Source organism: Cryptosporangium sp. NPDC051539 (genome assembly GCF_044454545.1).
Lineage (GTDB): Bacteria > Actinomycetota > Actinomycetes > Mycobacteriales > Cryptosporangiaceae > Cryptosporangium.
The window spans coordinates 1206594-1224566 of the sequence record NZ_JBITDV010000001.1; the positions used below are offsets into that span (position 1 = coordinate 1206594).

Genomic DNA, 17973 nt, shown 5'->3' on the forward strand with positions numbered 1-17973 from the left:
GGACGTGCCCGGCGCGTCCGACCAGCGAGCGTCCCTTGGTGTCGGCCAGTACCGCCAGCACACGCCAGACGGAGGTGACCTTCCCCGTGCCGTCCTTCGGCAGCAGACTCCCGGCGTCGGCGACGCCGGGGCTCAAATCCGCGTCCAGCATGTGCAGGACCGGCGTCTGGGACGCGCTCTCGATCCACATCGGCGGACCGTCCGGCGGCGACGTGGGGTCGAAGCCCACGGAGACCGTGCCGCGTCCCACTTCGGTCATGGACGCAGCGTCACGCACGACGACGTCGACCGGCCCGAGCGTCGCGTGGGCGAGCAGGCGTACCGTTGGGCGGGTCGTATCGTCAGCCGCGCCGGGGTGCTCGTCAACCGTCAGGACTCCCGCCGGCTCGGCCTGGATCGCGAGCTCCGGCCTCGTCCACCCAGTGACGCCGGTGTCGATCCCGACGTCCACCCACGACCCCGGCCAGAGCGGGCCCGTCGGCACCCCGACATGGACACCGGGAGCCACGCCAGCCGACGCGTCGAGCGCGAGCATCCGCTGCTCCCCGGTCACCACGAGCATGTCCTCGACGAGAATCGCCTGCGAGGGCTGGGAGATCCCGCGCCCTACCAGCCGCTCCAGGACGGGCGCGCCCGCGGTCACGTCGACGACGCCGACCCGGTGCGCCGGCGCGCGCTCCGTGACCAGCAGCCGGCTGCGGTCCGCGTCCACCCAGGACAGGAAGAACGGCGAGACGAGCCCGCTGAGGACGACGTCGGCCAGGCCGTCGGGTGCGTGCCGGGTCAGGTTGCCGGACCCCTGCTCGGTCACGTACACCGCACCGTCCGGGCCGAGTGCCACGCCCACCGGTGCGGCGAGGCCCGACACCAGCACGGCCATGGCTCCGGTGCCCAGGTCGACGCGGACGATGCGACCGCCGGCGCGGTCGGCGACCAGCGCCGCCGCGCCGTCGGCAGTGCGGACGACCTGGTGCGCAGCGCCCAGTCCCGAGGCCACGATCACCGCGCTCGCGCGCCCGGGGGTGGTGAGGTCCTGCCGAAGCAGGATGCCCCCGCGCTCGGTGATGAGGGCGTCGTCACCGACCAGACTGAGGGACTCGGGCTCGGTGTACCCGTCGCCCCACGGGGTCAGCTCGCCGCGCTCGACCGTGACGGCGATCAGCCGGCCTCCCGACCAGTCCGCGGCGAGCACCGTACGCCCGTTCCAGACGTCGGCTCCCACGACGGTGCCCGCGACGCCGTCGGGCCCAGATCTGCGGTTCCGCCACGATGTCCTCCGACCCCGACTCCTTGCGCCGGACCTACCAGAAGCGGCACCGAGCGCGGCGGCCGCAACTCGGCCGCGGCCGAAGGGCTCCGGGAGTGCAAGCGGGTGCGAGCGCACCGGCATCCTCACTCTGCTCGCGCCCCCGAGCCGCGTCGACGGTGGGGAGGCGACGCTTCGCCGCAGGGTCGTTGGCCCCGGCATCTCAGATGAAGGACCTGCGGACGAACTCGCGCACTGGCCGGGGTGCGTAGTCTCGACGGATGCGGGTCCGGGTTCAGAACAGGCATCAGGTTCCTGACCGGCGGCCGATCACGATCAGGCCGGGCGAGCGCGTCGAGGTCGGCGATCGTGATGACGAGTGGCCGGCCTTCGTCTTCGTCACCAATGTCGAGGGCCAGGGCTGGGTACCCGAGCGACACCTCGACCTGGCGCGTCCGACGGCGACGGTCCGCACGCCCTACGACACGCGTGAGCTGGGTGTCTCGGCCGGCGCGACGGTGACCGTGATTCGGGACGACCCCGAGAGCGAATGGGCATGGTGCCGGGACGACGCCGGGAACGAGGGGTGGGTTCCTCATCGTGTGCTGGGCGCCGGGGTCGAGTAGCCGGGGAGGATCACGACGTCGTTCTCGAGCTCTCTGGCCAGCAGAGCGCGGCGCGTGGAGGGCAGCAGGCGGGCGGCGGCCAGCCGCTCGGTGTCAGCGCTCATCGCGGTCAGCGCTCCGGTGGTCGGCGCAGATGCGCGCAGCGCCGAGGTCGTCAGGTTTCATCCGTGTCGCCGGTGGCGATGCCGCACACGGCGCGTACCGCCAGCGCCAAGGAGCGCTGGGCGCGGGCGTCGACAGCGGCTGCCCCGGCCCCGCCAGCTGGGTCCTCAGTCCCGGCCCGGCAAGGCATGTTCTACCGCCTGTGGGGCGTCGTCATCGAGATCGAACGGCACCCCCACACGGCCGCCCGGCTCCACGCCGCCGAACGTGCCGTCGACGATCCCGACCCCGACACGCGGGCCAACGCCATCCGGGAAGCCGGAGAGATCGTCCGCGCCGCCCACCGCCAACTCGCCGGTGGCTGACTGCACCCCGAGTGAGATCGCCGGCAATGTCTGCGTCAGAAACCGAGGCGCTCGGGCGCGAACATGCTCACGTCCGCGTCGCTCCCACCGTCAACGGCGTACTGTGCCGCGATCTCCCCGAAGACCGGGGCCAGCTTGAAGCCGTGCCCGGAGAAACCGGCGAGCACCGTGACGTTCTCCCCCACCGGGCCGACGGCCGGGGTCTTGTCGCGCGTGAACGCGTCAGTGTGGACGGAGTGCCTGGCCGGCTCCGGATGCAGCTCCGGCAGCAACCGCTGCACGTGCTCGCCCAACGATCGCAGCGCTTCGTCCTCCAGCCAGCGCGGGACGGAGTCCGCGTCCGGGACGGTCCCCCACATCGGACTCCCGCTGACCTTCACGCTGTACCCGTCCAGCGAAGGGGCCCCAAAGATGTGGAAGTCGCTGGTGTCCCGGATGAAGGTCGGGAAGACCTCGGGCCGATAACGACGGACGTCACGAGGTAGGAACCAGGTCAGCACGATGGTCTTCAGCGTCAGCGCCGAGGCCAGGACGGGAAACAGATCCTGCGCCCACGGGCCGAGGGTCACGACCGCGTGCCGAACCCGGTAGCGGCCGGCGCCGGTGCGGACGATCACGGCCGGCCCGTCAGTCTCGATGCCGAGGACCGGTTCACGCTCGTGGACCTCCAGCCCGTTCGTCCGGGCGCGCTCCACGGCGGACGCCACCGCCACCTCGGGTCGGAGCGCGCCGCCGAGCTCGTCCAGGATTCCGCAGTCCGAGTCCGCTACGGCGTGCTGCGGATACCGCTGACGCAGTTCGTCGGCGTCGAACAGCTGGTGGGGCAGGTCGTGGCGTCGAACCGAGTCCCGGACCTCGGACAGTGCCTCGGTAGTCGGATCCCCGAGGGAAAGTGTCCCCGTGGGCAGAAGGAGTTGCCGCCCGGACAGCGTCTCCAGCTCCTGCCACAGTCGACGGGAGCGGAGCAGCAGGGGAACGTAGCCCGCTCCTTCGTGATACGCGGTGCGGAAGAGCCTCGACTCCCCCGCGGCCGCTCCCCGCGCGTGCCCCACGCCGAACCGCTCGAAGCCGATGACCCGCGCACGGGTCCGTTCGCTGATGCGCCAGGCGGCCATGGATCCCATCGATCCGAGTCCGATGACGGCGATGTCCCCGTCCACGTCAGCTCCACTCCGCCACGAGTTCGGCGGCCTCGATGTCCGGGTCGAGCGTGGCGACGACCGCGGCGAGCACGAGGGGGATGCCCATCGCACCGGGGTCCGGTGTCCCGAGTGCTCGTTCCCCCACATAGCTCGAGCGTCCCCGGCGGGGCAGCAGATCAGCGGTGGCCGCGGCCGCAACGGCGGCGGCGCGCACCACGTCGGCGAAGGAGCCGGGGGCCTGCGCCGCCGCGTGGAGCGCGTCGACCATCGTGCGGTCCCCGGGGGCAGCGCCACCGACGCGTTGCACCGCCGCCAGCGCCGAGGACAGGCCTGCGCGCAGCGCATCGACGCCGGTCGCCGCGTCGAGGGCGCGGCGCAGGTGCTGGAAGACCAGACCGTACAGCGGGCCGCTGGACCCGCCGACGTCGTCCAGGAACGCGTGTTCCGCCGCGCGCAAACCGCGGTGGGCCGGATCGGCCAGCGCGGCCCGAACGCCCGCCTCGAGGTTGTCGCCGAAGTCCCCGTCGCCCGTCACCTGGTCGAGGCGGGTCAATTCGGGCTTGGCGGCCGCGACGAGTCGCTGCAACGTCGTCAGGAGGGGGTCCTGGTTGACGGTGGGCGTCGCGGCAGCGGCCCGGGCCACGGTCGGGGCCGGGGCGACCGGCTCGGTGCTCGGCAGGGCCGGAGTCTCGGTGCAGGCGGCCAGGAAAGCCACCCACTCCGGTTCCAGAGCGGTGAACGTGATCGAGAACCCCCGCATGTCGAGGGCCGCGACGTAGGTACCGGCCAGCGCCGCGGCCAGCGGGATGCCGCGTTCGTCCAGCCGACGTGCCACCCGGTCGAGCACGGAGAACATCTCGAGCCCGGTCACCGAGCCCAGACCGTTCACCAGGACCGCGTATCCGGTCTCGGTGACCGGCAGCCGGCCCAGCAGGTCGTCCACCATGCGGTCGACGATCTCCGCGCTGCCGCGTCGGTCGACCGTGGCCACTGCGCGCTCGCCGTGGATGCCGACGCCGTACTCCAGCTGGTCCGGCGGCAGCTCGAACGCCGGTTCACCGCTCCCGCCGGGCGCGGTGTGGGCGCGGGAGGCGACCGCGATGCTGCGTGACGCGGCCACCACCCGCCGGCCGAGGTCGGCCAGATCCGGCAGGTAGGTCCCGGCGTCCGCGGCGGCGGCCAGAATCTTCTCGACGACGACGGTGGCCCCGGTGCCGCGGCGACCGGTCGCGGTGGTGTCGCTCTCGGTGGCCAGGTCGTCGTCGACGAGGACGGTCTCGACCTCGATGCCGTCGGCCCGCAGCCGCTCGGCGGCGATGCCGAAGTTGATGACGTCGCCGGTGTAGTTCTTCACGACGAACAGCACCCCACCTGGCCGGGCGACGGCCCGGGCGCCGGCATGGATCTGCCGGTTGTGCGGCGACGCGAAGACCTGGCCGGGGATCGCTGCGTCGAGGCCGCCGCGGCCGACGAAACCGACGTGCAGCGGCTCGTGGCCGGACCCGCCGCCCGAGACGAGCGCGACGCGGCGGGTCGGGGCCGGGTCAGCGGCGGCCACGAACGCCGGGTCGAGGCTCACGCGAACAGTGGCGCCGTGGGCGCGGGCAAATCCCGCAAGCGCCGAGGCGACCGTGTCGTCAGAGGTCGCGAAGCTGAGGGACACGTGGATCTCCTTCGAAGCGAACGCTGTCGCGGGACTCGGGGCGGCAGGCGTACCCCAGGGCGAAGTCGGCTCTGCGGCCGGTGCAGTCGAAGATCACCGAAGCCGCGGTGATGGTGGCCTCGTCAGCGGACTCGTGCCGGCAGATCGACAGCGGGTGGCCGTCGTGATCGGCAAGCAGGCGCGGCAGGGCGCCGGTGCCCGACGGCAGATCCTGAGCGAGCGTCGCGGCGCGGGTGTCGCGGTGCGCCGAGGACGGGTAGACGCGTCGTTGCAGCTCCGCGTCTTCCGCGTCGCGCCCCGGCGTCGTCTTGGCGTGGTTGGTGTGGGTCAGGACGGATCCGGAGCGCGCCACTGCGGCCTCACCGCCGGCGCGCGCCTCTAGCGAGATCAACTGTCCCGAACCGTCAGCCAGCAGGTAGCTGCGCAGCGCCGGATGCAGGACAGAGAGTGCGCGGGCGAGGGCGTCCTCGGCGCTGCGTTCTTCCAGGAGCAGACGGCGGATCACCTGGCTCGGCGCGGTGAGCGCCGTCGTTCCGCCCATCAGGTCGTTGGTGACCAGCGCGACGCCGTGCTCGTTCATCCCGATCCAGCCCAGTCCGCCCGGCGATGCGAGGACGACCACGTCCGGCCGCTGCGGGTCGCGCTGGAGATGGACGGCGAGGCCCGCAGCGAGCTCAGCGTTGGCGTCCCAGTTCTGGGCCGCCACGGTCCGACCTTCCGCGGCGTACACAACGGCCGTGCAACCGCCGCGTTCGACCATCTCGACCAGGTCGAAGGCCTCGAAGCAGTTGAGCCGGAAAATGTCCTCGAACGGCGTCCCCGCGCCGGCGGCGATCCCCTCCATCTCCTGGACGAGGTGCGGCGCGGCGACCGCGGTCGCCGCGATCCACGGCTGAACCGGCAACCGGGGTTGCTGGGCCAGACGCCGGCGGATCTGCTCGGCGCGTTCGCGGCCGTGCTGTACGCCCCGGGAGTACGGATCGCCGGTGAACGTGAACACCGCTCAGACCTCGAGCAGTTCGCGGGCCGTGCCGGTCAGCCGCTCGAATCCCGCCGGCGTGATCAGCACGGTATCGCTGAACGTCATGTCGAGCCCGACGACGGCGAGCATGTGGAAGGTCATCCCCGCCGCCAGCGTCACGGGCGAGCCCTCTCGGAAATCCGCGGTCTTTCCCTCGCCCGCGATCGGCGGGAATCCGATGCCCATCGAGTAGCCCAGGCGCAGCTTGATCGGCGCCAGGCCGCGGCCGGCGAGGCTCCGCCGGGCGCGGACGGTGACGTCGTGGGTGGCGGCACCCGGGCGGAGGTCGGCGAACACCTCTTCCTGCAGATTCAGCGCGACGGCGGCCCGCTCCCGGACGCTCGCTCCGGCGCGGCCGACCGACACGGCGCGGGTGATCCCGGCGTGGTAGCGGCGACGGACGCCGAGGAACTCCAGCTTGATCAGGTCGCCGGGCTCGAGGATCTTGTCGCTCCAGGTCGCGTGCCCCACCTCGCTGCGCGCTCCCGACGAGACGTAGTGCGGCAGCGCGGGGTACTCCCCGCCGGCCAGAATGTTGGCGTGGTGGGCGGCGGCGGCCACCTCGCGCTCGGTGCGCCCGGCCGCGGCCACCCCCAGCGCGGCGGCCATGCTGGCGTCGGCGATCCGTGCGGATTCCCGGATCAGCTGTTGCTCGGCCGGACTCTTGACCAGCCGGCGGGTTTCGACGAGGTGCCCGGCGTCGACCAACCGGTGGCGGTCGAGGCCGGCTTCCAGCGCTCCGGCGACCTGGGCGGTGACGAACCAGGAGTGCTTCTCCAACGCGACCCGCACACGCGCGCCGGCGGCGATCGCCTCGACCAGGTCCACGGTCGCCCGCAGGTAGTCAGTGCCGTCGCGCCACACGTACGCACCGGGCAGCCACGTGTGCTCGTCGACGTTGAGCTGCTCGACGTTGCGGACCAGCATCGTCGGTTCGCCGGCGACCGGTACGACCATGACCTGGTACTCGAAGTAGCCGGAGGTCTCGTAGCCGGAGAGGTAGCAGATGTTCTCCGGGGTGTGGACCAGCAGGATGTCCAGCCCGGCGCGGGCCATGTCGTCCTGCACACCGCGCAGCCGGTCGGCATACTCCTGCGGCGTGAACGCCGGCGTCGCGTCGCGTCGCCGCGCGGTATGCCACCCATCACCGACTCCGACGGCTTCGACAGTGGTGTTGCGGTCGGTCATGACGGGCCTTTCATGAGGGTGAGCACGGTGCGGTGGTGAGCAGGGTGGCGAGCCCGCGCACGGTGACGGGTTGCTCGGTGCTGAGCAGATCGGCCAGCTCGCGACGCACGGCCGGATGGTCGCGCAGCAGGTGGCCGTGCTTGGCCGGGAGGAAATCGTCCGGCAGCGGCACGGTCGGGTCGCCGAGAGCGGTGGGCAGGCTGAGCGTCCACGACCGGTCGTCGGTGGTGATCGTGAGCCGGACCGGAGTGCGCTCGGGGAACCGTGCGGTCAGGTCAGGGCTCTCCCGCAGCCGCACCTGCCGGGCGGTACGGCGTACGCCGTCGTCGAGAAGGCTGTTCGCGGTGAGCGGCAACAAGGCCCGCGCGTCGGCGTGGACGGCCAGCGCAACACAGAACGGGAAGCTGTAGTGGGCCGCCTCCAGCGTGGTGGGGCACGGATCGTTCGGCAGGGTCAGCGATCGGGCGAACGTGTCGATCTCGATGGCCCGGATCCGATCCGGCGCGGGGAGTTCCCCGTCGGCCTTGAGCCGGTAGAGCAGGTCCAGCGCCGGGTGGATCCAGCGGCAGCAGGCGTACCGCTTGAAGTAGGCGCGCTCGACCGCCGGCCCCTCGGGGGCGGTGGCGAACCATCCCTCGTCGTAGTCCGGGTGGTGGTCCAGGACGTGGGTCGGCGCTCCGACACCGGCCAGCGCGAGATGGAACGCGGTGATGCCGGCCGCGGTCGCCCACGCGGTTCCTTCTTTCAGCCCGTCGGGCGTCGCCGCGGAGGGATGCACCAGCTGCGGCGACAGGGAGCCCGCGTGGGCGAGGGCGTCGGTCAGCACCTGCGTCGGGGCGTCGGTCAGGGCCCAGAGCGCGGCGGCGACGCCGTAGGCCGCCCACCGCCCGGTGGCCATCGTGGGCAGCCGGGCCGCGGTGCGTCCGGCGGCCAGGGTGGTGGCCACGTCGTAACCGAAGGCGATGGGCGCGGTCAGGTCGCGATCCGGCGCTTCGGCCTCCGCGTAGGCCAGTGCGGCGGGCACGATCGCCCCGCCGGGATGGCCGATGGCACCCCGATGCCCGTCGTCGAGGTCGTCGGCGCCCACGGCGGTGGAGTTCAGGTAGGCGGCCGCGAGCAGCGTCGTACCACGGCCGCGGTACCACAGGCTCACCGAGCCCGGCCCTCCCCACAGCGGCTCGACGACGCGCGCGACCTTGGCGTACGTCGGGGCGCGAACTCCTGCCGCCGCGCAGGCCAGGGCATCGGCCACGCAGCGGCGGACCGCGGTGGACGTCCGGGGCGAGTAGTCGGTCCGGTGTCGGACCCACTGCGCCGTCAGACGCGGGAGCAGGCTCGTCACGATGTCCTCACGTTCATACCGTCGCGGACCGGGGTCAGGCAGGCCTTGATGCGGTCCGTGCCGTCGACGGTGACGAGGCAGTCGTCGCAGACCCCGATGCCGCACCGCGGCGCACCGGCGGTGGAAAAGACACCGAGAGAGAACAGCAACGCACCCAGGGTCTGTCCCTCGGCGACGAACGTCAGCGTGCCGTCGAGGTAGATGCTGACGGTCATGGACGGGTGTCCAGCAGCCGGGTAGGGCCGGCCGGGGCCGCCGCGAGCAACTGCAGGGTGTACTCGTGCCGCGGGTCGTCGAACACATCGTCGGTCGGCCCGAACTCGACGACCGACCCGTGGCGCATCACGTACACCTCGTCGGCGATGCTGCGTACGACGCCCAGGTCGTGGGAAATGAACAGCACGGCGGTCCGGTGGGCGTCCTGCATGCGCGCGAGAGTCTCCAGGATGGCCGCCTGCACGCTGACGTCCTGACCGGAGGTGATCTCGTCCGCCACGACTACCGCCGGGTCGGCGAGGAAGGCGGCGGCGATGGCCACGCGCTGCTTCTGCCCACCGCTGAGTTCGGCTGGGTAGCGCCGCAGCAGCGCGTCGGGCAGCCGCACCGCCTCCAGGATGCCGGGAACGGCGCTCGCCGGTCGGTCGAAACAGCCGGCGACGTGGGAAAGATGGTCACCCACGGTACGGCGGGGGTTCAGCGAGCCGGCGGTGCTCTGGAAGATCAACTGGATGTCCCGGCGGTCCGATCGCGACCGGCGGCGAGGATCCCGGGGCAGCACATTGCCGCGAAACTCGAGCTTGCCGCCGTCGGGTTTGCGGAGACCGGCGATCACGCCGCCCAGCGACGACTTGCCGCTGCCGCTCTCGCCCACCAGCGCAGTGACGTTGCCGGTCCGCAGCGTGATCGACACCTCGTCGACCGCGCGCACGCCTCGGGCGTACTCGACGACGACGTCTCGGGCGGTGAGCACCGCGGATCCGAGCTCCCGCCGGCGGCGGACCTCGTTCGACGTCGCCGGGGCGAGGTTCAGCTCCCCCGCGCGGTGGCACCGCACACGCTGCGCGAACTTGGGTTTCTCTTCGCCGCAGCGCGGCTGCGCGTGGGCGCACCGCGGCGCGAACGCGCACGCGTCGAGGACCACCCGGCCGGGCGGCAGGCCAGGGATGTTGACCGGCAGCTGCTTGCGGTGCGGGGTGGGGACGGCGTCCAGCAGCGCCCGCGTGTAGGGGTGGCGGGGGCGCTGCAGGACCGTGCTCACGTCTCCGTTTTCCACGATCTCCCCGGCGTACATGACCACCAGTTCATCGGCGTACTCGGCCAGCAGCGCGATGTCGTGGCTGACGAACACGACCGCGACGTGTTCCTGGCTGGCCAGCCGGCGCAGCACGTCGACGACCAGGCGCTGGGTCGTGACGTCCAACCCCGTGGTGGGTTCGTCCAGGACGATCACGTCGGGGCCGGGGGCCAGCGCCAGCGCGATCGCGATGCGCTGCAGTTGCCCGCCGGAGAACTGGTGCGGGTACTTCGTGAGCGCCTCCGCCGGGCGCGGTAGGCCGGCGACCTCGAGCAGCGCTCGGGCCCGGGCGTCGGCCTCACCTTTGCCCAGGCCGCGGTTCAGGCGCAGGCTCTCGCGGAACTGGTGGCGGATCGTGAACGAGGGGTGCAGGGCTCCGCCGACCTCCTGGGGGACGTAGCCCACGCGCCGCCCCCAGACCCGGCGGAGCTCCCGGTCGGAGAGCGCGCAGACGTCCTCGCCCAGCACGTGGCTGCTGCCGGCGACGCGATGCAGGGCCGGGGAGGTCCAGCCGATACCGGCAAGCACCGACGTGGATTTGCCGCTGCCGCTCTCGCCGACCACACCGTAGATGCGGCCGCTGGTCACCGTGAGAGCGAAGTCGGACACCGTTGGAGTGCGGCCGCCGCGGCTCACGTAGTCGACCGTGAGATCGCGGATCTCCAGTACGTCTTTCGTCGTCATCAGCGGCGTCCTCCCAGCTGGTCCTTGGCCAGGTACGCGGCGAGTTCGTCGGCCAGCAGGCTGACACCGACGGCCAGCGCGGCGATGAGCGCGGCAGCGGTCAGCGGCGCCGCAGGGTTGGTGCGCAACAGGCTGAGCGTCTCCGACACCATCAGGCCCCAGCTCGCCGCGGGCGGCTGCGTGCCCAGCCCGAGGAAGTTCAACGTGGCGACGAACATGATGACGTTGCCCAGCCGGGCGGCGAACTCCACGATCAGGACGCCGGAGATGTTGGGCACGACGTCGCGCCACAGCGTCGCGCTCGTGCTGAGACCGCGCAGCCGCGAGGCGCTGACGAAGTCGTTGGCGACCACGGGAACGGTCACCCCGCGCACGATGCGGGTGATTCGCGGGATGAAGAACGCCGCGGTCACCAGCACCAGGACGTGCAAGGAACTACCGAAACCGGAGATGAACACGATCGCCAGCAGCAGCGGCGGCAGCGAGATCAGCACGTCCACCGAGCGCGAGACCACGACGTCGAAGCGTCCCTGGACGTAGCCCGAGGCCATGCCCAGCGCCGTGCCCAGAACGAACGCGACAACGGTGGCCAGCAACGGCACTACGACGACGTCCAGGCCACCGGAGAGGATCCGGGAGAACAGGTCGCGGCCCAGGTCGTCGGTGCCGAGCGGGTGCGCGCCGGACGGCGCCAGCCGTGGAGCGCCCACCAGCGCGTTCGGTGCGTAGGGCCGCACCAGCGGACCCAGCAGGGCGGTGCACAGGCTCATCGCGAGGGCGATCACGCCCACGACGGCGGCGACGCTGGGCTTCCGGCGCGCGCTTTTCTCGCGAGTGGCCAGGCTCATCGCGTAGCTCCCCGGGTGCGGGGGTTCATCGCGGCGTCGAGCGTGTCGGCGGCGAGGTTGATCGCCACCAGCAACGCGGCCGTGGCCACCGCCACCGCTTCGATCACCGGCAGGTCGTTGGTCTGCACGCCGGTGACGAGCAGCGTCCCCAGGCCGGGATAGGAGAAGACGTTCTCCACCACCACCACGCCACCGAGCAGATAGATGGCGTTGAGCGCGACGACGTTGACGACGGCACCGCCGGCTACCGGCAGCACGTGATGGGTCGTGACCCGCCGGGAGGACACCCCACGCAGCGTGGCGGCGCGAATGAACGGCGCCTGACCGGCCTCGATGACGCCGACGCGGGAGAAGCGGTAGACGTAGGACACCGCCATCAGCCCCAGCGTCAGCGTCGGCAGCACCAGCGCGGCGAAATTGCCGTCCTGAATGCTGGTGCTGACGAGCGGAAGCAGGCCGAGTTGGGAGGCGAAGAGCCAGGCCAGCAGGATCCCGATGACGAACTCCGGCACCGCGCTCAACGAGACGGTCAGCATGTTCACGCCGGTGTCGAAGGCTCCCCCGGGTCTCCGGGCCGCGATCATCGCCAGCGGCAGTCCGATCACCACGCTCAAGGCGACGGCGGCGAGCGCCAGGATCGCGGTGTAGTACAGGCGGGGTGCGAGCTCGTCGGCGATTGGCCGGCCCGAGACGATGCTGGTGCCGAAGTCGCCGCGCACGATCCCGCTCGCCCACCGCAGATAGCGCTCCGCGGCGCCGTCGTTCAGTCCGTGTTCCTCGCGGAACTGGGCGCGTTGCGCCTCGCTCGATTCGATGCCCAGCGCGACCCGCGCGGGGTCCTGGGGCAGGACTTCGACGGCCGCGAACACCACGACGCTGGCCAGCCATACGGTCAGGACGCCGACCACGACTTTCGAGGCGACGACGCGCAGGAACCGCCACGACGGATGCCGGAAGGGAATGAGCGCGGGAGCGGCGGTGGACTGGCTCACGACGAGACGCTCGCCTTGCGCAGGTCCAGCCAGAACACCGGGTTGGTGGTCACTCCGCGCACCCGGTCCGAGATGCCGGAGAGCCGGGACAGCTGGGCGGAGACGATCGTCGAATTCCGCTGGGCGATGAGTCGCTGGGCCACCGCGTACTGCCGCTTCTGCTCCCGAACGTCGGTCGTGGAGGCCGCGGCGGCGACGGCCGCGTCCAATTGGGGATCGCTCTGCTTGGACATGTTCCACGCGCCGTCGCTGGTGAACGCCAGCTTCAAAATCTCGTCGGGCGTGCGGCGCTGGTAGTCGTTGGAGTAGAACGGCTTCTTCAGCCACGAGTCGTCCCAGTACGTCGCGGCGGACTCGCGCGCGATCTCGAACTTGACGCCGATCTCGGCCAGCTGCTGCTGGATGACCAGCGCCATGCTCGTCGCCGACGCCTGGTCCAGGCAGGTCAGCCGGGGCAGGGTCAACCCCTTGGCGTGTCCGGCCGACGCCAGCAACGAGCGGGCTCGGGCCAGGTCGCGCGCCGGCTCGGGCAGGCCGGCGAAGGACGCGTCGTCCGCCGGGATCGGGGTGTCGTAGCCGACCGTCCCGTAGCCGCCGAGGCCCACCTCGACCACCTTCTTCCGGTCGATCGCCAGCTTCATCGCCTTGACGACCTTCGGGTCGTCGAATGGTGCGACGGTCGTGTCCAGGGCCAGCGGGATCCAGGTGGCGCTCTTCTGCTCGAGGATGCGCAGACCGTCGGCGCCCGTGATGTCGGCGGCCGCGGCGGCGGCGACCTCGAACATCAGATCCACGTCGCCGTCGATGAGCGCCGAGAGCCGGGTGGACTCGTTGGGGTAGTTGATGACCGAGACCTGCTCGATCGCCGGTGCCTCGCCCCAGTAACCCGCGAACCGCTTCGCCTCGAACGACTGACCGGCCTTGAACGAGGCGAAGGCGAACGGCCCGGTTCCGACCGGTTCGTCGAACGAGGTGGTCCCAGCCCGGTAGATGCGGGCGAACCGAGTGGCCATCGCACCAGGAAAGAACACGTATTTGGTGTCCAGCGAGAATTTGACCGTCCGGGCGTCCGGGGCCGTCATCCCCCCGGCACGCAGAATTCCCTTGAGCTGGCCGGCGAGAGAATTCCCCGACCCCTCGTTCGGGTCCAGGGCGCGCGTGATCGAGTAGATGACATCGGCCGGAGTGAGCGGCTTACCGTCGTGGAACGTCACGCCGTCACGCAGCGTGAAGGTCCACGTGGTGCCGTCGTCCTCGGTCCGGAACGACTCGGCCAGGCGGCCGACCGGCTGCATCCGGTCGTCGAAGTCGACGAGCGACTCGTACATCAGGCACGCGGTGAGGATCTGCATGGCCCGCTCCAGCCGTAACGGGTCGTAGCTGTCGTTGGTGTTGCCGTCCGAGGTCGCGATGCGCAATACGTTCGCGGAGCTGGACGAAGAGCTCCCGCCGACGCTCGGCGAGCACCCCGCGGCGCTGAATCCCACTGCCGCAGCGCCGCCGGCCGCCAGCCCCAGAAATCTGCGGCGCCCCAGTGCCTGCGGGGAACGATCAGCCATGGCGATCTCCCGGTCCATCTCTGCTCCGCCCCTGGTAGGCGAGCCGTGGGGCTAAGCATCGCCAGGAGGAACTCCATCTGTCTATACGGATCGAGAGATGCTGAGTATCTTGATTCGAGATGGAAATACGGCAGCTCGAGTATCTGCTGGCGGTGGCTGACGAAGGCTCGTTCACCCGCGCCAGCGCCCGGCTGGGCGTGGCCCAATCCGCCGTCTCCCACCAGATCGGCAAGCTCGAAGACGAATTCGGGCTGCGCCTCCTGCATCGCGACCGGCCCGCCGTACGGCCCACCGAGATCGGTGCGATCTTCGTCGGCCGGGTCACGCGTGCGCTGGCGGAGCTGGCAGCTGCGAAAGAGGAAGTCCTCAGCCTCAACGGTCAAACCGTGGGCAACGTGACGTTTGGCGCTACCTTCCCCACCGGCTCGCTGGACGTGCCCGCCGTTCTCGCCCGGTTCCGCACCCACACACCTGCCGTGCACGTCACCCTGCGTGAGGGAACGACCGTCGAACTGCTAGAGCTCGTACGCACGGATGTCGCCGACATGGCCGTCGTGGCCGGAAAGCTGCGCGACCTGCCGCAAAGCCTGGAAGGCGTGGTCGTCGGGCACGACGACCTGGTTCTGGCCGGCCCGAGCGGCCACCACCTGGAGGGGCTGTCCCAAGTACCACTACGCGAACTCAACGGGGAAGCGATGGTGGGATTCCGTCGCGGCGCCGGACTGCGGGCAGCCGTCGACGCGGTTCTCGCCGAGGAAGACGTGTCGGTCAACATCATGATCGAGTCCAACGAGCTACCGGTGCTGATCGGTCTCGTCCAGCACGGGCACGGCCTCGCGGTCCTCCCCCGCCGCTTTCTCGTCGGCGCGCCCGCCAAGGTCTGGCATCGAGACCTCCAACCGCGGATCAACCCGCCCCTCTTGCTGGTCTGGCGACGAGGACGCCGGTATCCACCCGCCGCCGAGGAATTCCTCCGATTCATCGTTGCCGAGGCGACGCGCACCGGCACCTAGCCACCGCCGCACGCGGAGCCGATGCGAAAACCGCTCGGTCGCGATGGAGTTGGCGGCGGCAAGCAGTGATAGGGGCAGCCGAGCATTCTATTGAATGTGGGGCGTAGGCGCTGGAGTGACGATCTCCGCGTGCGCGTCGCCGGTCGTAGTGATTCCTCGGGCCAGCGGCTCGTAGAGATGCCAACGCCCAGACGTAGCCGGCGGCGAGTCTTTGACTTTGCGGTGATGGACGGTTCGGCTACGGCCTGAGGCGGCGACGGAACCGGGACGGTCGCCCACCGTGGAACGGTGGCGGCCCGACCATGGCGTCCGGTAACTCGACGGCCGACGGTCGCGCTCGGATCTTCCCCAGATTCATGACGTTCTCCTTTGTGGCCCAGCCGGCGAGCGGGCGCGGCAGGACGGCGTGGCGCCACTCGGCCGGCGTCACCCTCCCCGAGGGTCACTGGCAAACGGCCGAGGCTCGTTCGCCGGGCGACCGCCACGGAGCTGCGGCACTCCAGGTCGTCGCGGATCCGCGCGTCGGCCGGGACGTACCACCAGGGGTCCATCAGTCACGGGGGACGACGCCGGGCACGCGGCCGTCGACGAAGAACTCCCCGGCCCCAGCCCAGCGCCGCCGGCAGCGCCCGGGCGGAGGCGCGGCCCGACCGGTGCACCCGGGCCACATCCAGGAGACGCCCGAGAGCTGATCCACAGGACCCGTACGGCTCAGCCGCTGAGGAGAGCCTGGCGTTCGGTGTCGGCCTCGCCGAGCGCGGCCCCCGTGGTCGCCATGCGACGGTCGAGGTGGGCGATGATCTGGTCGCAGGTGCGCAGGGCGTCGGCGACGCGGTGGCGAGCCTCACCGATGCGTCCACCCACGGACAGGTCGGTGAAGATGTTGTCGAACCAGACGTCGACGAACCGGGTCGTCGGGCTCAGGACGAGCGCCGGCGCGATCGGGGCGCCGACCGCGACATCGGCCAGCTCGATGCGCAGCGCGGCGAGGCACTGGTCGGCGTAGGCCGCCGCGCGGGCGGCGTCGTCCAGTTTGGAGTGCTTGACCATGGTGCTGAGGCCGCCACCGCCGAGGACGTCGAAGGTGGACCAGCCCGCCGCGCTCCGCAGCACGGACAGGACGTGGAACAGCGCGGCGTGAGCGGCCCGCCCGGCGTCCTGGGCCTCGCGGAGCTCGGTCAGCTCGGCGGTGAGCCGACCGCGGTCGGCGGCGAGAGCGAGCAGGCGGGCGGCCCGGGGGTCGCCCGACTCGCGCAGGCGCTGTTCCTTCAGGTCGAGGAGGCTCGCGTAGGTCGAGGGCGCCCCGGCGAGGGCGTGGAGGCGCGCCCGGGCTCCGGCGATTCCGCGCGTGGCCGCGTCGCGCCTGGCCTCGGCCTCGGCGAGGCGGTAGCGGGCGACGTCGGCCTCGGCCTTCTCGCGCGCCAGTTCGTCGTCGCGGGCGCCGTGCAGTGAGGCGAGCACGCGGGTCAGCGACAGGCCCTCCAGGCGCGCGACGTCCCTGTCCTCGACGGCGGCCTCGGCCCGGCGTGCGCTGATCTCCTGCTCGACGCCGGCCAGACGTCGTTCGAGGTCGGTCAGGCGTCGTGCGGTGAGTTCGTGCTCGTGGGCGTCCCGGGCCGCGGCGGTGAGACGGTCCTCGAAGTCGTCGGGCATGGGTCCAGTCGAGCACGGTGGCATCGTTGAGTGCGTCGACCGGCCGACACCGAGCGTGTCAGGTCCACGACACGCCCACGCCGAGAGCACCCACCGGCCACCCGCGCCTCCAAGTCCGTTCGCCGCTGGTCATGGGGTACACGTAGCCTTGCTCAGCCGGGGTCAAGCATTTTGGGCATCCGCACGAAGGAGGCACGGTGGCCGACCAAACCGTCCATCAGGATCCGCCGAACCCGTTCTACGAGACCGAATTCAGCACCTACTCACTCGGGACCGAGGAGGAGTTGACGGACGGGCCGGGCGTGATCATCAACGCCGTGGTTGCGGGCGTCGATCCCAAGGTGTTCGCGATCGTCCGGAACACCGAGGACGGAAAGGTCCTGCTCGAACTCACCAAGGATCTCCCCCGCGGCCGGGGCGGGAACATCATCGAGTTACGGACCACTCCGGCTGAGATCACCGATGAAGACGGCTGGTACGCCCGAAAGCGAGCCAGAGATCTCGCGATCAACGCGCTCAACGACCTGAAACTGCACACCGAGCTCCGCAACGGCCTACGGATCGAAGTCCTCAACCCCAATTACGCGTTCGTCAACACCGGCCGCGTGTCCGGCGACAAGATTCGGGCCACCGGCAAACAGGCCACCATCGGCATACCGTTCACCGAGATCGGGGACAACGCCGTCCTCGACTTGGAGAGCGGAGAACTCCACCAATACCTGAAACTGCCCTGGTACCGGCAGGAGTTCGTCAACCATGCCGGTATCCCGGTGACCTTCTCCCCCACCGAGAAGGTTCACGCCGCGATCGTGCTGTCGGCGGCGCTACGGACCGCGCACATCCTCGACAGATACGGCAGCATGGGGAGCGCCTCGGCGAAGGACGCCTGGGACGTCCGCCCGCGGACGCCGCCGATCAATCTGTTCCCCGACGGATTCGAGGAGCGGCTCGAGGTCATGGGTCTGCTCGTCGGGTTGCCGCCCTTGACGTGCAGGCAGGACCCAACGCCGCCGAGCAGCGACAACTGGATGATGGCCCTGCACTTCGTCGTCAAGGGGCTCCCGCTCGGCGGCACCGATCTGCCCGGCAACGAGGTCGGCGACCTTCCCGCCATGCTGTTCGAGTACCGCAGTTCGGCGTCGATCCCCGCGGCGTTCGACATGGCGTTCTGGAAGGCCGCGTACTGATCCACCCGTCCGGGGCCGGCCCACCCGTCAGGTGAGGCCGGCCTCGTG

16 protein-coding genes and 1 pseudogene are annotated in these 17973 nt (G+C 71.0%); 4 read left to right on the top strand and 13 right to left on the bottom strand.

What is annotated here, in order from left to right; translation table 11 throughout:
* Positions 1–1222, bottom strand: a pseudogene (locus tag ACIBZJ_RS05735) (hypothetical protein); the annotation flags it as partial.
* A 305-nt stretch (positions 1223–1527) separates the two neighbouring features.
* Between ACIBZJ_RS05735 and ACIBZJ_RS05740 the strand changes: the two are divergent.
* Positions 1528–1872, top strand: coding sequence for an SH3 domain-containing protein (locus ACIBZJ_RS05740; RefSeq protein ID WP_395925876.1), 345 nt, complete (start codon positions 1528–1530; stop codon positions 1870–1872).
* Here ACIBZJ_RS05740 and ACIBZJ_RS05745 read toward each other — a convergent pair.
* The gene (locus ACIBZJ_RS05745; protein WP_395925878.1) at positions 1842–1976 is read right to left on the bottom strand and encodes a hypothetical protein; all 135 of its coding nucleotides are present in this window, start codon (positions 1974–1976) and stop codon (positions 1842–1844) included. The genes ACIBZJ_RS05740 and ACIBZJ_RS05745 overlap by 31 nt on opposite strands.
* A gap of 186 nt (positions 1977–2162) precedes the next feature.
* Between ACIBZJ_RS05745 and ACIBZJ_RS05750 the strand changes: the two genes are divergently transcribed.
* Positions 2163–2339 (top strand): hypothetical protein, encoded by a 177-nt coding sequence (locus ACIBZJ_RS05750; RefSeq protein WP_395925880.1) that lies wholly within the window; start codon positions 2163–2165, stop codon positions 2337–2339.
* A 35-nt stretch (positions 2340–2374) separates the two neighbouring features.
* Here the strand turns inward: ACIBZJ_RS05750 and solA are convergent, their stop codons facing one another.
* From solA to ACIBZJ_RS05800, 10 genes are read right to left on the bottom strand one after another with little or no spacing between them, the layout of a single operon-like run.
* Positions 2375–3499 carry an N-methyl-L-tryptophan oxidase gene (gene solA / locus ACIBZJ_RS05755; RefSeq protein ID WP_395925882.1) on the bottom strand — a complete coding sequence of 375 codons (1125 nt, stop codon included), beginning with the start codon at positions 3497–3499 and terminating at the stop codon, positions 2375–2377.
* Position 3500: 1 nt separating this feature from the next.
* Complete coding sequence (locus ACIBZJ_RS05760) at positions 3501–5144, bottom strand: dihydroxyacetone kinase subunit DhaK (protein WP_395925884.1); 1644 nt, start codon at positions 5142–5144, stop codon at positions 3501–3503.
* Positions 5119–6144: a C45 family autoproteolytic acyltransferase/hydolase gene (locus ACIBZJ_RS05765; protein WP_395925886.1), complete on the bottom strand. Its 1026-nt coding sequence runs from the start codon at positions 6142–6144 to the stop codon at positions 5119–5121. Before ACIBZJ_RS05765 ends, ACIBZJ_RS05760 begins: the two co-directional genes overlap by 26 nt.
* 3 nt (positions 6145–6147) lie before the next feature.
* Entirely contained in the window at positions 6148–7353 is a 1206-nt protein-coding gene (locus ACIBZJ_RS05770; RefSeq protein ID WP_395925888.1) for a M24 family metallopeptidase, read from the bottom strand.
* Between the two features lie 10 nt (positions 7354–7363).
* Complete coding sequence (locus tag ACIBZJ_RS05775) at positions 7364–8695, bottom strand: MmgE/PrpD family protein (RefSeq protein ID WP_395925890.1); 1332 nt, start codon at positions 8693–8695, stop codon at positions 7364–7366.
* Positions 8692–8910 (bottom strand): 2Fe-2S iron-sulfur cluster-binding protein, encoded by a 219-nt coding sequence (locus ACIBZJ_RS05780; protein ID WP_395925892.1) that lies wholly within the window; start codon positions 8908–8910, stop codon positions 8692–8694. Before ACIBZJ_RS05780 ends, ACIBZJ_RS05775 begins: the two co-directional genes overlap by 4 nt.
* Positions 8907–10673: a dipeptide ABC transporter ATP-binding protein gene (locus tag ACIBZJ_RS05785; RefSeq protein WP_395925894.1), complete on the bottom strand. Its 1767-nt coding sequence runs from the start codon at positions 10671–10673 to the stop codon at positions 8907–8909. Before ACIBZJ_RS05785 ends, ACIBZJ_RS05780 begins: the two co-directional genes overlap by 4 nt.
* Positions 10673–11521: an ABC transporter permease gene (locus ACIBZJ_RS05790; RefSeq protein ID WP_395925896.1), complete on the bottom strand. Its 849-nt coding sequence runs from the start codon at positions 11519–11521 to the stop codon at positions 10673–10675. Before ACIBZJ_RS05790 ends, ACIBZJ_RS05785 begins: the two co-directional genes overlap by 1 nt.
* The gene (locus ACIBZJ_RS05795) at positions 11518–12513 is read right to left on the bottom strand and encodes an ABC transporter permease (protein WP_395925898.1); all 996 of its coding nucleotides are present in this window, start codon (positions 12511–12513) and stop codon (positions 11518–11520) included. Before ACIBZJ_RS05795 ends, ACIBZJ_RS05790 begins: the two co-directional genes overlap by 4 nt.
* Complete coding sequence (locus tag ACIBZJ_RS05800) at positions 12510–14072, bottom strand: ABC transporter substrate-binding protein (RefSeq protein ID WP_395925900.1); 1563 nt, start codon at positions 14070–14072, stop codon at positions 12510–12512. The genes ACIBZJ_RS05795 and ACIBZJ_RS05800 overlap by 4 nt, the downstream gene beginning before the upstream one ends.
* A 119-nt stretch (positions 14073–14191) precedes the next feature.
* On the opposite strand from ACIBZJ_RS05800, the gene ACIBZJ_RS05805 reads away from it, so the two are divergent.
* The gene (locus tag ACIBZJ_RS05805; RefSeq protein ID WP_395925902.1) at positions 14192–15085 is read left to right on the top strand and encodes a LysR family transcriptional regulator; all 894 of its coding nucleotides are present in this window, start codon (positions 14192–14194) and stop codon (positions 15083–15085) included.
* A gap of 711 nt (positions 15086–15796) precedes the next feature.
* On the opposite strand, the gene ACIBZJ_RS05810 is transcribed toward ACIBZJ_RS05805, so the two are convergent.
* Positions 15797–16738: a hypothetical protein gene (locus ACIBZJ_RS05810; protein WP_395925904.1), complete on the bottom strand. Its 942-nt coding sequence runs from the start codon at positions 16736–16738 to the stop codon at positions 15797–15799.
* Positions 16739–16935: 197 nt separating this feature from the next.
* On the opposite strand from ACIBZJ_RS05810, the gene ACIBZJ_RS05815 reads away from it, so the two are divergent.
* Positions 16936–17925, top strand: coding sequence for a hypothetical protein (locus ACIBZJ_RS05815; protein ID WP_395925906.1), 990 nt, complete (start codon positions 16936–16938; stop codon positions 17923–17925).
* Positions 17926–17973: the final 48 nt, after the last annotated feature.

Coding starts and splice junctions, on each gene's coding strand:
- ACIBZJ_RS05780 (WP_395925892.1), bottom strand. CDS start 8,910: ATGACCGTCAGCATCTACCTCGACGGCACGCTGACGTTCGTCGCCGAG.
- ACIBZJ_RS05785 (WP_395925894.1), bottom strand. CDS start 10,673: ATGACGACGAAAGACGTACTGGAGATCCGCGATCTCACGGTCGACTAC.
- ACIBZJ_RS05810 (WP_395925904.1), bottom strand. CDS start 16,738: ATGCCCGACGACTTCGAGGACCGTCTCACCGCCGCGGCCCGGGACGCC.
- ACIBZJ_RS05805 (WP_395925902.1), top strand. CDS start 14,192: ATGGAAATACGGCAGCTCGAGTATCTGCTGGCGGTGGCTGACGAAGGC.
- ACIBZJ_RS05770 (WP_395925888.1), bottom strand. CDS start 7,353: ATGACCGACCGCAACACCACTGTCGAAGCCGTCGGAGTCGGTGATGGG.
- ACIBZJ_RS05790 (WP_395925896.1), bottom strand. CDS start 11,521: ATGAGCCTGGCCACTCGCGAGAAAAGCGCGCGCCGGAAGCCCAGCGTC.
- ACIBZJ_RS05740 (WP_395925876.1), top strand. CDS start 1,528: ATGCGGGTCCGGGTTCAGAACAGGCATCAGGTTCCTGACCGGCGGCCG.
- ACIBZJ_RS05745 (WP_395925878.1), bottom strand. CDS start 1,976: ATGAGCGCTGACACCGAGCGGCTGGCCGCCGCCCGCCTGCTGCCCTCC.
- ACIBZJ_RS05750 (WP_395925880.1), top strand. CDS start 2,163: ATGTTCTACCGCCTGTGGGGCGTCGTCATCGAGATCGAACGGCACCCC.
- ACIBZJ_RS05800 (WP_395925900.1), bottom strand. CDS start 14,072: ATGGCTGATCGTTCCCCGCAGGCACTGGGGCGCCGCAGATTTCTGGGG.